The sequence below is a fragment of the Streptomyces sp. NPDC057486 genome (genome assembly GCF_042802415.1).
Lineage (GTDB): Bacteria > Actinomycetota > Actinomycetes > Streptomycetales > Streptomycetaceae > Streptomyces > Streptomyces yanii.
The window spans coordinates 1-13963 of the sequence record NZ_JBHVEE010000040.1 but is presented as its reverse complement, the minus strand read 5'-3'; the positions used below and the strand labels follow the sequence as shown (position 1 = coordinate 13963).

12 protein-coding genes are annotated in these 13963 nt (G+C 70.3%); 7 read left to right on the top strand and 5 right to left on the bottom strand.

Features of this window, described 5'->3' with window-relative positions; translation table 11 throughout:
* Positions 1-125: 125 nt before the first annotated feature.
* Positions 126-869 (top strand): DUF6597 domain-containing transcriptional factor, encoded by a 744-nt coding sequence (locus ACFU6I_RS20020; RefSeq protein WP_384368301.1) that lies wholly within the window; start codon positions 126-128, stop codon positions 867-869.
* On the opposite strand, the gene ACFU6I_RS20015 is transcribed toward ACFU6I_RS20020, so the two are convergent.
* Positions 806-1252: a VOC family protein gene (locus tag ACFU6I_RS20015; protein ID WP_384368298.1), complete on the bottom strand. Its 447-nt coding sequence runs from the start codon at positions 1250-1252 to the stop codon at positions 806-808. The two genes, ACFU6I_RS20020 and ACFU6I_RS20015, sit on opposite strands and share 64 nt — an antisense overlap.
* Before the next feature lie 474 nt (positions 1253-1726).
* Here ACFU6I_RS20015 and sigJ point away from each other — a divergent pair, with 474 nt between their 5' ends.
* Positions 1727-2626, top strand: coding sequence for an RNA polymerase sigma factor SigJ (sigJ, locus tag ACFU6I_RS20010; protein WP_384368295.1), 900 nt, complete (start codon positions 1727-1729; stop codon positions 2624-2626).
* Between the two features lie 16 nt (positions 2627-2642).
* Positions 2643-4754 carry an MMPL family transporter gene (locus ACFU6I_RS20005; protein WP_384368292.1) on the top strand — a complete coding sequence of 704 codons (2112 nt, stop codon included), beginning with the start codon at positions 2643-2645 and terminating at the stop codon, positions 4752-4754.
* Between the two features lie 483 nt (positions 4755-5237).
* Here the strand turns inward: ACFU6I_RS20005 and ACFU6I_RS20000 are convergent, their stop codons facing one another.
* From ACFU6I_RS20000 to ACFU6I_RS19985, 4 genes are all read right to left on the bottom strand, one after another.
* On the bottom strand, positions 5238-5900 hold the full coding sequence (locus ACFU6I_RS20000; protein WP_384368289.1) for a hypothetical protein: 663 nt from the start codon (positions 5898-5900) through the stop codon (positions 5238-5240).
* A gap of 156 nt (positions 5901-6056) precedes the next feature.
* Positions 6057-7649, bottom strand: coding sequence for a 3-hydroxyacyl-CoA dehydrogenase (locus ACFU6I_RS19995; protein ID WP_384368286.1), 1593 nt, complete (start codon positions 7647-7649; stop codon positions 6057-6059).
* A gap of 62 nt (positions 7650-7711) precedes the next feature.
* A complete protein-coding gene (locus ACFU6I_RS19990; RefSeq protein WP_384368283.1) occupies positions 7712-8488 on the bottom strand; it encodes a CoA-transferase subunit beta in 777 nt (258 codons plus the stop codon).
* Positions 8489-8520: 32 nt separating this feature from the next.
* Complete coding sequence (locus ACFU6I_RS19985; RefSeq protein WP_384368426.1) at positions 8521-9438, bottom strand: CoA transferase subunit A; 918 nt, start codon at positions 9436-9438, stop codon at positions 8521-8523.
* Between the two features lie 167 nt (positions 9439-9605).
* Here ACFU6I_RS19985 and ACFU6I_RS19980 point away from each other — a divergent pair, with 167 nt between their 5' ends.
* The 4 genes from ACFU6I_RS19980 to ACFU6I_RS19965 all read left to right on the top strand — a co-directional run bounded on the left by ACFU6I_RS19980 (position 9606) and on the right by ACFU6I_RS19965 (position 13905).
* Entirely contained in the window at positions 9606-10517 is a 912-nt protein-coding gene (locus ACFU6I_RS19980) for a LysR family transcriptional regulator (protein WP_384368280.1), read from the top strand.
* Positions 10518-10619: 102 nt separating this feature from the next.
* Complete coding sequence (locus ACFU6I_RS19975; protein WP_384368277.1) at positions 10620-11849, top strand: acetyl-CoA C-acetyltransferase; 1230 nt, start codon at positions 10620-10622, stop codon at positions 11847-11849.
* A 214-nt stretch (positions 11850-12063) separates the two neighbouring features.
* Positions 12064-13407 (top strand): MFS transporter, encoded by a 1344-nt coding sequence (locus ACFU6I_RS19970; protein ID WP_384368423.1) that lies wholly within the window; start codon positions 12064-12066, stop codon positions 13405-13407.
* Between the two features lie 39 nt (positions 13408-13446).
* Entirely contained in the window at positions 13447-13905 is a 459-nt protein-coding gene (locus ACFU6I_RS19965; protein ID WP_384368274.1) for a MaoC family dehydratase, read from the top strand.
* The last annotated feature ends 58 nt before the right edge of the window (positions 13906-13963 follow it).

The following is a 13963-nucleotide window of genomic DNA, read 5'->3' as shown; positions in this document are numbered from 1 at the left end:
GAGCGCCCTCATACCGGATGTATCAGGGCGTTCCGGCAATGCCGCGAGGTGCCGTGGCTGTCGTCGTGCGCCCGCCAGGGATCACGGGACGGCCCTTGGTGCCGGACAACCCTTAGCGTGGAGCCGTGGTCGAAACGTACGAGGAGCGGGAGTCCCGGTTCGGCGGAGCGATCGTCTGGACCCGGCAGGCGCCCGAGGGGCCTCTCCGACCGGTACTGCCCGACGGTTGCATGGACCTGCTCTGGATCGACGGTCGGCTGCTCGTCGCCGGGCCCGACACCCACGCGTACGAGCCCGCCGGGGCGACCGGCGGGCGGTTCACCGGCATCCGGTTCGCCCCGGGCACCGCGCCGGCGCTCCTCGGTGTACCGGCGGACGAACTGCGTGACCAGCGGGTCGAGCTCGCTGATCTGTGGTCCGCCGCCCAGGTGCGGGTACTCGCCGAGCGCATCGCCGATGCCGCCGACCCTGCCGCGGCCCTGGAGTCCGTGGCGCTGCGGCAGGCGGCCGAGACCGGGCCGGCGGACCCGCTGATGCGGTTCGTCGCCCGGCAGCTGGCGCGGGGCCGGTCCGTCGCCGAGACCGCGCACACGGCCGGTCTCGGCGCCCGCCAACTGCACCGCCGTTCCCTGGCGGCCTTCGGCTACGGGCCCAAGACCCTGGCCCGGGTCCTGCGGCTGCAGCGTGCGCTCGCTCTCGTACGGTGCGGAACGCCTTACGCCGAGGCGGCGCTCGCGGCGGGCTGTACCGACCAGGCGCATCTTGCGCGCGAGATGCGCGAACTGGCCGGTACCACCCTGACCGCCTACTGCGAGGCGTTGGCGAACAGCGACACCGCGCAGCCGTCCGGGTCGAGGACCACCGCGTAACGCTGCCCCCACACGGCGTCCCACGGCTTCAGATGGCCCCGGTACCCGGCGCCGGTCAGATCGTCGTACACCGCGTCCACCTCCGCGGGACCGTCGCAGCGGAACGCGAGCCCGACCCGGTCGCCGCCCCGCGCACCGGACCACTCGGGGTCGTAGGAGCGGATGACGTCCTCGGTGTCCCACATGAGGCGCTGCCCGCCCGGCAGGGTCACTTCGACATGGGGTGCGGAATCCGCCTCGGCCGGGATGTCGAGCCCGAGCCGGCGGTAGAAGGCGAGCGATGCGGTCAGATCCGCGGTCGTGATGCCGATCGCGTCGAGTTGTGGAGTCATGGTCCGAACGTAGAACGGACACGCACCACGGGTCTTGTACGAATCGGTCATGACCTCGCCGGGCTGCGGGGGCGTCGGGTCGGGCGGCCTGGATTTTCGGTGGCGACCAGGGGGCTCGCCCAAGGTGTCCGCAAAGTACCGCTTGGCATCGCCCGCGGGACCATCCGGTTCACCGTGAACGTCATCCCGGACCCTGACGCCGAGGACGCCGACGACAGGACGCCGAACCACCACCGAACCGGTCCCGACGCATGGATCGCGCTTCTGCAAGATCGCAACCAGACTCCTCTTCGCCTACCGGAGTCAGACGTCCGGCCGCCGATCGGGACGGCGCCTCAGCATGACATCGCAGGCCGTCGGTGAGATGTGGATCACATTTCCGGGGTGGATGTCACACTCCGGGTGCCTGGGTCGCTCTCAGTTCGGAACGCATCCGCGACGGGAGGCCCTGCGATGTACTACCCACCGCCAGACTCACCGGCAGCCTTGTCCGAGGGCGGCCCGCGGGAGGTGGCGTCGGATCCGGTGGCGAACACCGCGACACAGGTGTTCAACGACCACCGTGAGCTGCTGTTCTCCATCGTCTACAACATGCTCGGCAGTGTCGCCGACACCGAGGACGTGTTGCAGGAGACATGGCTGTCGTGGACGACCAGGAACCGGGCATCGAGCGCGGAGCGGATCGACAACCCGCGCGCCTACCTGGTGCGGATCGCGGTGAACCGGGCCCTCGCCCACCAGGCCGCCATCAGCCGCCGCCGTGAGACCTACATCGGGCCATGGCTGCCTGAACCGCTCGTCAGCCCCCTCACCGACACTCCCGTCCCCGCTGATGCCGCCGATGCGACAGTGCGCGCAGAGTCGGTGTCGATGGCGCTGCTGGTGGTCCTGGAAACCCTCACTCCACTGGAACGCGGGGTGTTCGTCCTGCACGAGGTGTTCGGCTACGCCCACACCGAGATCGCAGCGATCCTCGGCCGCAGTCCTTCGGCGATTCGCCAGCTCGCCCATCGTGCCCGCGAGCACGTCCACGCCCGACGCCCCCGCTACGAGCCCGCCCCGTACGTCCGGCAGCAGGTGACCGAACGGTTCCTGGCCGCCGCGATCGGCGGTGACCTGGACGCCCTCCTGCAGATCCTGGCGCCGGGAGTGGCGCTGTGGGGGGACGGCGGAGGCAAGGCCGCGGGAGGCCTGCGGCCGCTCCACGGCCGGGACAAGGTCGCCCGCCTGCTCGCCGCCGTCGCCTCCCGTTCCGGCGAGGGCCTCGACATCGCCTACCGCAGCGTCAACGGCGACCCGGCGGTGCTGCTGTTCGCCGGCGACACCCCCTACGCCGTCATGGTCCTCGACCTCACTCCGGACGGCAGTCAGGTGTGCGGGATCTACGCCGTCGCCAATCCCGACAAGCTCTCTCACGTCGACTGAACACCGAGGAATCCACATGGTGCGAAAAATGGCGTCATTGCCCAGTGGCAGGGTGGCGAAGTGGGTCGTCCTCGCCCTCTGGGCGGCCCTGCTGGTCCCGGCCCTCCTGCTGGCCGGCCGGCTCGGCGACGTCGAGGAGAACGACAATTCGGCCTGGCTGCCCGGTAACGCGGAGTCGACCAAGGTCGTCGACCGAGCCGAGAAGTTCCAGCCCGCCGACACCCTGCCCGCGATCGTGATCTACGACCGGCCCGAGGGCATCACCCCTGCCGACATGGCAAAGGCCCGAGCCGACGCCGAAGCCTTCACACGCATCAAGAACGTCGTGGGACAGGCGCAGGGCCCCGTGAAGGCCCAAGACGGCAAGGCCATCCAGACCGTGGTCCAGGTTCACAAGGACAAGACGGGCTGGGAGGGGATCGGCAAGGTCGTCGACGCGATGAACGAGGTCGGCGAAGAGAACGTCAACGGTCTCGGGTTCCACGTCACCGGACCGGCCGGTTACGCATCCGACTCGATCAAGGCCTTCAGCGGAGGGGGCGGCCTGACGACGATCACCGCGTCGGTGGTGGTCGTGATCCTGCTGTTCACCTACCGCAGCCCGTTCCTGCCGCTGCTGCCGCTGCTGACCGTGGGCAGTGCCCTGGTCACGTCGGAAGCGGTGATCTACCTGCTGGCGAAGAACGCCGGACTCACCGTCAACAAGCAGACCAGCTTCATCCTGACCGTGCTGGTGTTCGGGGCCGCCACCGATTACGCCCTCCTGCTCACCTCGCGGTACCGAGAGGAGTTGCAACGGCACGAGGACCGGCACGAGGCGATGGCCGAGGCCCTGCACCGCTCCGGTCCCGCGATCATCGCCAGCGCCGCGACCGTCGCGGTCAGCCTGATGCTGCTGATGCTGGCCACCCTCAACTCCACCCAAGGGCTCGGGCCGGCCTGTGCCGTCGGCATCCTCGTCGGGCTGCTCGCCATGGTCACCCTGATGCCGGCCCTGCTGGTCATCTGCGGCCACTGGATCTTCTGGCCGGTGAAGCCGTCGTACGGATCGGCCGGGGCGGCCAAGGAGGGCATCTGGACCCGGGTCGGCACCGCCGTCTCCGGCCGGCCGCGGATGGTGTGGATCGGCACCGCGCTCGCCCTCGGCGTCATGGCGATCGGGGTGTTCGGGCTCAAGGCCGACGGGCTTTCCAACAAGGACCAGTTCACAAACAAGCCGCAGATGGCCGTCGGCGAGGAGATCCAGTCCAGGCACTTCCCGGCCGGGTCGGGCGACCCCGTCTACGTCGTGGCCGAGGCCGCCTCGGCGGAGCAGGTGAGAACCGTGCTGTCCGGCATCCCGGGAGTCGCTGACGTCTCGACGCCGATGATCAAGGATGGTGAGGCCATCATGCTCGGGGAGCTCAAGGACGCTCCCAGCAGCACGGCCGCGATGCGCACCGTCGAGCGGGCCAGAACCGCGGTCCACGGGATCGAGGGTGCGGATGCCCAGGTCGGCGGCAACGCGGCGATCGTTCTCGACACGCAAGAAGCGGCTGCCCGCGACTCCAAGGTGATCATCCCCATCGTGCTGGTCATGGTGTTCGTCATCCTCGCGCTGCTGCTGCGGGCGATCGTCGCACCACTGCTGCTCATGGCGACGGTGGTGCTGTCGTTCGGAGCGGCCCTCGGCGTGAGCAGTCTGATGTTCAACCACGTGTTCCACTTCGCCGGGGCGGAAGCCTCCTTCCCGCTCCTGACGTTCGTGTTCCTGGTCGCCCTGGGCATCGACTACAACATCTTCCTGGTCACCCGGGTGCGCGAAGTGACACTGCGGCACGGCACCCGGCGCGGCGCGCTGATGGGTCTGTCCACCACCGGGGGTGTGATCACCTCAGCGGGTCTGGTGCTGGCCGGTACCTTCGCGGCGATGGCCTCGCTGCCGCTGGTGTTCGCGGCCGAACTCGGGTTCGCGGTGGCGTTCGGCGTGCTGCTGGACACCATGATCGTCCGCTCGGTGCTGGTCACCGCGCTGACCCTGGACATGGGTCGATGGATGTGGTGGCCCAGCAAACTGTTCAGGCATCACGACGCCCCCCAGCCACTGGCGAGCGAGCCCGACCTCGAACCCGCTCTCAGGGGCAGGTGACAACCTTCCGCCACGGGCCTTCCGGCGCCGGCCGGGAGGCCCGTGGCGGAAGACACGCGGACCCGGCCTCCGTTGATTCCTGCCGAGCGGGTGGGGTCTGCGGGAGGAAGTCGCGCGGTCGGCCGAGGTGTTGGAGACCGCGGAGATCGAGCTGGACCGGCGGGTCGTCGCGCGGGAGGAGTTGGTCGAGCCCCTGGCCGTGTCCGCGATTGGGCCCCATGCATGACCGGGACCGGGACCGGGGCGGAGCAGGGAACGGCACCGTCGACCATGCCGGGCTCGACGGTGCCGCCCTGGCGGGAAGGGCTGCGGTCGACGGTGCGGGCGTCGGGGCATCAGCGGATTCCGGGTGTGCCGGAAGAGCGGCGCCCAGATCACGTGATCGACCGCCGGCCGCATGTGGCCACGGACAGCCCTCTCCTCAAGACCTGAGCCGGAGCCGCGAACCGGTGGACGCAACCATCGGAGCATCCGCAGCCGAGATCAGGCTCCGGCTTCGGCCGCCGCCGTCCGCAGGAAGTGGTCGGCGTCCTCGGGCTCGGCCAGGCCACCGAGCTCCAGCCAGGAGCCGTCCGCGAAGCGGATGCGGAACGCGGCGAAGCCTCGCGGCTGCCCCGTCTCCGCCTCGATGCGCGCCTCGTCGCCCCTGAATTCCGCCACGATCTCGAAGTCGTCGGCCTTGGTGGCCGCGAGACGGCGGCGCGGCGAGGCCGCGACACAGATACGGTCCCGGTTCAGCAGGACCAGCCGTCGGGGGCTGGGCGACTGCGAGAACCAGCGCAGCAGCAACTGACCGGCCATCAGATTCCAGTCCCCGTCGAAGACACCGTCCCCGGGCCCGCGGTCCCTGGCCGACGTCTCTCTCCTCCGGGTGGGATCACTGCGCCGCGACCGGCCCTCGGACCGTCGGTCGATTTGCTTCCCCAGCATGTCGATCAGATAGATCGGGATGACGACGGCACAGAACACCACCGCGCCCACGTACACCAGCCAGTGGTGACGCCCCTTCAACCGCCCCTTTCCCGCCGCCCGGTGCACGTCTTCGGGCGGCTTCGGTATGGCCCGGGGGATGCTGCACCACACCAGGGCCGAGGGTTCCCTGCCCAGGACCTTCTCGGCCTTGCGGTGCACCTTGCGCTTCGCCATGCCGCGATCCTAGTGCCCCTCCCGGCAAGCTTTGCCCCGTCGCACATTGCCGGTCGCAGCACTGGAGGCTTGATCCGGATACGCCGGAATCCCGGCCGACGAAGCGGGCAACCACGAAGAAGGCGGACATTGCCGGGAGGAGTACCGGTCGCAGCACTAGGGCGTGTCCGGCCCTGATCCGCCGGACACCTCCTCACGCGTCGCGTGGTCCAGGCAGTCGGCGGGCACCGTGCCCGGGTCCGCCAGCGCCAGGCCGAGCTGGGCGCGTTCGGTGACCCAGCGGGTCGGGCGGTGACGCGGGTCGCCGGTCGTCGTGTGCAGCGACCGGTGCAGCCGCAGCATCCGGTCCGCGCCGATCAGGTCACCCCAGGCCAGCGGCCCGACCGGATAGCCGAGACCGGTGGTGACGGCGAGATCGATGTCCGCCGGGGTGGCGAGCGAACGCTCGGCGATCGACGCGGCGACGGAGACGATCGAGGCCAGCAGCCGCTGCGCGACCGAACCCGCCGTGTCCCGTACCACCGACACCGCGTACGGCTCGCCGCCGTCCTCCGGCGGCCGCGCCAGCACCGCGCGGGCATCCCGTGCGGCAGCCGGGTCCGCCGCCGGGGTCACGGCCAGTACCCGGCGCTTCCCGTCCGCCGCGAGCGGGTCCACGCCGAACGTGCGTGCGGCGGGCAGGCCGTGCGCGGCGACCGCGGCGGCCACCGTCGTACCCCAGACCGGGACCAGCACCAGCGCATCGGCGGACGGCTCCGCACCGCTCTCGACGACGGCGCCCGTCACGGTCAGCGTCCGCCGCAGTGCGGTCGCGTCCGGCTCCGCCGCGCTCCCGACCACGTACACCGGGCGGTCCGTATCCCCCGTGACCGGCGGCTCCGGAACCGGGGCCGGTGCGTCGGGGCCGTACGCGAACCAGCCGCGCCCGGTCTTGCGGCCGTGCAGCCCCGCAACCACCCGGTTCGGGGTGAGGTAGGAGGGACGGAGCCGGTCCGCGTACCGGAAGCCCTGCCAGATCGAGTCGATGACGGCGGCCGTCACATCCAGACCGGTGAGGTCCATCAGCTCGAACGGACCCATCCGCAGGCCGAGTACGTCCCGCGCGATCCGGTCGATGCCCGCCGGGTCGGCGACCGACTCCTCCAGCAGTGCGAGTGCCTCGGTCACCAGGCCGCGACCCGCGTGGTTCACCAGGAAACCGGGCGTGTCGGCGACCGTCACCGCACGGTGGCCGCAGCCCTCGACGAGCGCGGTGAGCAGCGGCGGGATCTCCGGGCGGGTGGCCGCGCCCGGCACGATCTCGACGATCTTCATCAGCGGCACCGGGTTGAAGAAGTGCAGCCCGGCCAGGCGCGTCGGGTCCTTCAGCTCTGCCGCGATCCGGGTGACCGGCAGCGAGGAGGTGTTGGTGGCGAAGACCGTAGAGGCGGGCAGCGCCCGTTCCAGCAGGCCGAAGACCTCCGCCTTCGTGGCGAGGTCCTCCCGTACCGCCTCGATGACCAGCTCGCAGTCCGGTCCGTCCGCCCACGGGTCGTCCAGCGGCACCAACCGCTCCACAGTGGCGGCGGACTCCTCGGCGGAGAGCCTGCCCTTCTGTACGGCGCGGTCGAGCATGGACCGCACGAAGTCGACGGCGGCCGTCACCGCCTCCGGGCGTACATCGCACAGCTCGACGGTGTGTCCGGCGCTCGCAGCCCACTGGGCGATGCCGCGGCCCATGGCTCCGGCGCCGACGATCCTGATACGCATGGCGGTTGGGGTCCTCTCGGCGGTGCTGTCGGTGGGCGGGACGGCTGGGGCCTGCCCCGAACTCAACGAAGATAGACGCGCTCGGGGTCGACGTCCTCCCGCAGCAGCCGAAGTTCGGCCGCGGTAGGCGGCGGCACGGTCGCCACCGTGTCGGCGACCTCGAGATCCCAGCCGGTGGCCGCCCGTACCTGCTCGACGGTGATGCCCGGGTGGACGGCGACCAGCCGCAGCTCCTCGCCGACGCCCTCGCGGGCCAGGATGCCCAGTTCGGTGATGACCCGGGTGACACCGGCGCCCAGCGGCCTGATGCCTTCGGCCAGCGCGCGGTCGGGGCCCGGGGTGGTGCAGAAATCGAGCGTTTCGGTGAAGGAACGCGGATTGTGGCGGCGCATCACCACGAAGACCTCACGGGAGTTGGCCATCACCTCGACACCGCCGCCCGAGCCGGGCAGCCGGACCGACGGACTGTCCCAGTCGCCGATCACGGACGTGTTGAGACTGCCCCACCGGTCGATCTGCGCGGCCCCGAGGAACCCCACGTCGATGTGGCCACCCTGCAGCACACAGCCGAACAGGGCGGGCATCGACAGAACCGCTTCGGCGCCCGTGATCAGGACCGCGTCGGCGATGGTCTCCGGCAGGTGCGAGGGGTGTGCGCCGCAGACTCCCGACTCGTAGACGACCTCGATCTCCGGGGCCACCGTCAGATGCGCGAGTTCGGTGGCGAGCGTCGGTAGGCCGATCCCGGCGAACACGGTGCGGCGCGCGGCCAGTTCGCGGGAGGCGACGACGGAGAGCAGCTCAGACGTGGTGATGGTGTCCGGTGCGATGGTGGTCATGACCCGTTCCTTCTCGTGTCCCGTTTCCGTACTCACAGCCGGCGTCCGTAGTTCACGGGCCGGCTGAGCGCCTCGCCGACCGCCAGCCCCGCCCAGAACTCCTCGCCGAGCCTGTCGACGTACTCGGCATGGTCGGCGGTGCCGCGCACCCACTCGTCCAGCCACTCCTGGAGGCGTTCCGGATCCTTGCTGATGTGCGACCAGGCCCGGTAGAAGGCGTTGTCCCGGTCGTAGTAACCCTGCGCGAAGGACGGGTGGGCGCCGCGCGGGCAGGCGACGACCGCGTCGACCGCATGGGCGGGGACGAGCGTGCGGTTCGGGTCCGAGCGGATCACCTCGTCGTCGACGATCTCCTCCACGACGACGATCGCCTTGTCCGCCGCGTACACCGCTTCGGCCTGGATGCCGGTCAGGCCCCACATCTGGGTGTTGCCGCTCCGGTCGGCGCGCTGCGCGTGGATGATCGTCACATCCGGGTTGACGGGCGGGACGACATAGATCTGCTCGGCCTCGCCGTCCGGCCCCGGGTAGGGCGAAGTGACCTTCCGGAGATCGCTGTTGACGGACGGCAGATCGCTGCCGCCGTAGCTGCGCAGCGGATAGAACGGCAGTCGCTGGGAACCGGCGAGATAACGGCAGATCATCCCGTAGTGGCTGTACTCCTCGAAGGCGAGCGGTGCCGGGTCGCCGGTCTCGATGCGCCGCCGCAGTTCGCCGAGCGAACCGGCGGAGGAGTTGCCCACGAAGGACGAGACCAGTCGTGAGACGCAGCCCGCGGCGATCATCTGGTCCACCACGATGTCCGCGGTCATCCGGACGACGGTGAGGTCCCGGCGGCCCTGGCGGATGATCTCGTGGCCCGCGGCGGTCGGGATCAGGTGGGTGAAGCCCTCGAGGCAGACGGTGCCGCCGTCGTGGACGAAGGCGGCGATCGCCGCCTTCATCGACATCGTTTTGTCCCTGCGGTCCGTCGTGGCCACGGTGCTCCTCTGCCGGTGCGTGCGCGTCGTCCCACCGTGTCAGCGACTATTGATTGCTGTCCAATACCAAATTAAGGTCCCATCGAGACGATGGATTAATTAATCCGGTCCGGAGGCCGGTGAGCGGAAGGTCGGGTATGGAGCTGCGTCATCTGTCCGCGTTTGTCGCCGTGGCCGAGGAGCTGCATTTCGGCCGGGCCGCCAAGCGGCTGCAGATGGCTCAGCCGCCGCTGAGCCAGCAGATCCGCCAGTTGGAGAAGGAGCTGGGTGTCCAGCTCTTCGAGCGCAACACCCGGTCGGTACGGCTCACCAGCGCGGGGGAGTCCTTCCTGCAGCCGGTGCGGACCGTCCTCGACGACCTCGACACCGCCGTACGGGCCGCGAAGGCGGCCGGGCGCGGCGAGTACGGACGGGTCAGCATCGGCTTCGCGGGCGCCTCCAGTCACGAGACGCTGCCGCTCCTCACGAGGGCCGTGCGCGCCGCCCACCCCGCACTCGAACTGGTCATGAAGGGGCAGACGTACGCCAACGTCGCCCTCGGCAGGGTCGCCGACGGATCGCTCGACCTGGGGTTCGTCCGGCTCCCGGTGACCCAGCCCGGCGTGGCGTACCGGGTGATCGACGAGGAGGAGCTGGTGTGCGCGCTGCCCTCCGACCACCGGCTCGCCCAGCTGGACAGCGTCCCCATCGGGGTCCTGGCCGAGGAGCCCTTCGTCTCCTTCCCCGCCAACACCGGCTCCACCGTGCGGGACGCGATGGTCGGGGCCTGCGAGGCGGCCGGGTTCAACCCGCGTGTGGTGCAGGAGGCCCCCGACTCGTACACCATCCTGGCGCTCGTCGCCGCGGGCGTCGGTGTGACGCTCACGGTCACCTCCGTCCAGCACATCCAGCAGAACGGGCTCGTCTACCGGCCCCTCACCGGGCCGCCCATCCGGCTCCAGGCGGCGCTGGCCTGGCGGGCCGACAACCCGTCCGCCGCTCTGCGGGCGGTGCTCGCGGTGGCGGAGGACGCCCTGCCCACACCCGTGCGCCCGGCCGCAGTCGATTGAGACGCGCAACGTCTTGAACCAGGGCGAAGTGGATATTGGACCGACTCAGTCGCGAAGTGCGAGGGTCGGCGCACACACCCCTTGCCACCGGAAGGTCCCGCCGTGCCCGACCAGCAGCTCGACATCGTCATCTGTGAACCGCTGCGCACGCCCATCGGCCGCTTCGGCGGGGCATTCGCCCAGCAGACCCCGGCCGCACTCGCCGCACGCGTCATCGCCGAGATCGTCGCCCGCACCGGCGTCGACCCGGCCGCCGTCGACGAGGTCATCCTGGGCCACGCCTACCCGTCCGCCGAAGCCCCCGCCATCGGCCGGGTCGCCGCCCTCGACGCGGGGCTCCCGGAATCCGTGACCGGTGCGCAGATCGACCGCCGCTGCGGCTCCGGACTGCAGGCCGTGCTCGACGCGGCGATGCAGATCCGGGCCGGCTTCAGTGAGGTCGTGATCGCGGGAGGCGTCGACGTGATGAGCGCCGCCCCCTACTACACGCAGGACGGCCGCTGGGGCATCAAGGGCCCCGGGCTGCAGCTCCACGACTCGCTGGCCCGCGGCCGGGTCACCGCGGGAGGCGTCAACCACCCGGTCCCCGGCGGGATGATCGAGACCGCGGAGAACCTGCGGCGGGAGTACGGCATCAGCCGCGTCGACCAGGACGCCCTCGCCCTGCGCTCGCAGCAGCGCGCCGCCCGCGCCGTGGCGGAGGGGTGGTACGACGCGGAGACCGTCCCCGTCACCGTGCGTACCCGCAAGGGTGAGACGACCGTCATTGCGGACGAGCACCCGCGCCCCGACACCACCGCCGAACAGCTCGCCGCGCTGCGGCCGATCATGCTGAAGTCCGACCCGGACGCCACCGTCACCGCGGGGAACGCCAGCGGTCAGAACGACGCGGCCGCCGCCTGTCTGGTGACGAGCGCGGCGACCGCCGAACGTCTCGGGCTGAATCCGCTGGTGCGGCTGGTCTCCTTCGCGCGAGCCGGAGTCCCGGCCGCGACGATGGGCATAGGGCCCGTCCCGGCGACCCGTGCGGCCCTGGCCCGCGCCGGACTCACCCTGGCCGACCTCGACCTGATCGAGCTGAACGAGGCCTTCGCCGCCCAGGTGCTCGCCTGCACGCGTGAACTGGGACTCGGCGACATCGACCACGAGCAGCGGATCAACGTCAACGGCTCCGGGGTCTCCCTGGGACACCCCGTCGGTGCCACCGGCGCCCGCATCCTCGCCACACTGACCCGCGAGCTGCACCGGCGCGAGGCCCGCTACGGCCTGGAGACCATGTGCATCGGCGGCGGACAGGGCCTCGCCGCAGTCTTCGAACGCATCGCGGCCTGACGCGCACGCACGACAGCCGATCGGCAGTGAGACGCACAGCGTCTCACTGCCCCGGCAATTCGGTATTGGACCGCTCTGGGTCCCGGCTGGCACCGTAACCGCCATCACCCACGCCGCCGTCCCCCACTTCCCCGTGCGGCAACGGGCGTCTCGGGCGACGCCCCTTCCCTTCCCCCTGCCATCCGCTTGATCCATGACGTTCACGGGAGCCACCATGAGTGCGTCCACCGCCACCGCGCGAGAACGAACCAGAGCCGCCAACCGGGCCGGATTCGGTGCCTTCATCGGTTCGACCATCGAGTGGTTCGACTTCTACATCTACGGGACCGCGGCAGCGCTCGTCTTCGACAAGGTGTTCTTCCCCGAACTGGACGGACCGATCGGCACACTGGTCGCCTTCGCGACCTTCTGGGTCGGCTTCCTCGCCCGCCCCCTCGGCGGCATCATTTTCGGCCACTACGGCGACCGCCTCGGCCGTAAGAAGACCCTGGTCATCACCCTGCTGATGATGGGCATCTCGACCACCGCGATCGGTCTGCTGCCGAGCTACGCCTCCATCGGCGTCGCCGCCCCGATCCTGCTGATCTGCATCCGCATGGTGCAGGGCATCGGCCTCGGCGGCGAGTGGGGCGGCTCCGTCCTGATCGCCTCCGAGCACGCTCCCAAGGGCAAGTCCGTGCTGTACGGGGCGTTCGCCCAGCAGGGCTCGCCCGTCGGCAACACGCTCTCCACCCTGAGCTTCCTCGCCATCAGCCAGCTGCCCGACTCGGCGTTCGTCTCCTGGGGCTGGCGTGTGCCGTTCCTCTTCTCCGCCGCCCTCGTCGTCGTCGGACTCCTCGTCCGGCTGAAGGTCGCCGAGTCCCCGGCGATGGCGAAGCTCATCGAGAAGAAGGAGGTCGTCAAGGTTCCGCTGACCGAGGTCCTGCGCTCCCACCCCATGCTGATCGTCCTCGGCATCGGCGCCTGCACCATCGGTCTGTCGGCGACGTACTTCAAGTCGACGTTCGCCCTGTCCTGGGCCACCTCGTCGCTCGGCTTCGACCGCAGCTCGTTCCTGACGATCATCCTCGTCGCCAACATCACCCAGATCGTCGTGCAGCCCTTCGGTGCGCTCATCGCCACCCGGATGAAGAGCTGGTCCCGCGCGGTGACGGTGATGCTGGTGCCCGAACTGATCCTGATGCCGCTGATGTTCCTGCTGATCCGCACCGAGAACTACGGTCTCGCGATGGTCGGCGTGGCCGTCGCCACCATCCCGCACTGTCTCTACTACGCGGCCCTGGCCGGCATGCTGGCCAGCCGGTTCCCGGCCCACCTCCGCTACACCGGTATCTCCCTCTGCTACCAGCTCTGCGGCACGCTGCTCGGCGGTACGACCCCGATCATCGGCCAGTACCTGCTGAACCGTACCGGCTCGATCACCGCCGTCATCGTCTACGCGATCTTCCAGGTGGCGCTGACCCTGGGCTGCATGCTGCTCCTGCTCAAGCGCCCCAACCACGACGAGCAGGCGACGGAGCCGGTCTCCGTACCGCGTGCCGCCACCGCCACCGCCTGACCCCCACCCCTGCGAGAAGAGATACGGAGGCCGGCCGCCATGCCGCTGACCGTGAACGGCATCCCGGACATCCTCGCTCTGAGCGGGCGCGACCTCGGGCACTCCGGCTGGAAGGAGATCACCCAGGAGCTGATCGACGCGTACGCGCACGTCTCCGGGGACCACCAGTGGATCCACACCGACGTCGAACGCGCCGCGTCCGGCCCGTACGGACGCACCATCGCCCACGGATACATGGTGCTGAGCTGGGGCATCCCGATGTTCGGCGAACTGCTCCGGGTCGAGGGTGTGGGCCGCGCCCTCAACTACGGCGTCAACCGGGTCCGTTACCCGGCTCCCGTGCCGGTCGGCAGCCGGGTGCGGCTGCATGCCTCGGTCGCCGAGGTGAAGGAGGTCGCGCGGGGCGGCGTTCAGATGGTCCGGGCCTTCACCTTCGAGCTCGAAGGGTCGGAGAAGCCGGCGTGCGTGGCGGAGTCGCTGACGCACTTCTACCCGTAGCCGCGCCCCGCCTTTCCATGGCCGCGACCCCCTCGGCCGGGCTCCGTCCGAGCCCGGC

What these genes read in the sequence shown, in the direction of transcription:
- ACFU6I_RS19965 (WP_384368274.1), top strand. Translation starts at nt 13,447, where the DNA reads ATGCCGCTGACCGTGAACGGCATCCCGGACATCCTCGCTCTGAGCGGG.
- ACFU6I_RS20015 (WP_384368298.1), bottom strand. Translation starts at nt 1,252, where the DNA reads ATGACCGATTCGTACAAGACCCGTGGTGCGTGTCCGTTCTACGTTCGG.
- ACFU6I_RS20000 (WP_384368289.1), bottom strand. Translation starts at nt 5,900, where the DNA reads ATGGCGAAGCGCAAGGTGCACCGCAAGGCCGAGAAGGTCCTGGGCAGG.
- ACFU6I_RS19980 (WP_384368280.1), top strand. Translation starts at nt 9,606, where the DNA reads ATGGAGCTGCGTCATCTGTCCGCGTTTGTCGCCGTGGCCGAGGAGCTG.
- ACFU6I_RS20005 (WP_384368292.1), top strand. Translation starts at nt 2,643, where the DNA reads ATGGTGCGAAAAATGGCGTCATTGCCCAGTGGCAGGGTGGCGAAGTGG.
- ACFU6I_RS19985 (WP_384368426.1), bottom strand. Translation starts at nt 9,438, where the DNA reads ATGTCGATGAAGGCGGCGATCGCCGCCTTCGTCCACGACGGCGGCACC.
- ACFU6I_RS19990 (WP_384368283.1), bottom strand. Translation starts at nt 8,488, where the DNA reads ATGACCACCATCGCACCGGACACCATCACCACGTCTGAGCTGCTCTCC.
- ACFU6I_RS19970 (WP_384368423.1), top strand. Translation starts at nt 12,064, where the DNA reads ATGAGTGCGTCCACCGCCACCGCGCGAGAACGAACCAGAGCCGCCAAC.
- ACFU6I_RS19995 (WP_384368286.1), bottom strand. Translation starts at nt 7,649, where the DNA reads ATGCGTATCAGGATCGTCGGCGCCGGAGCCATGGGCCGCGGCATCGCC.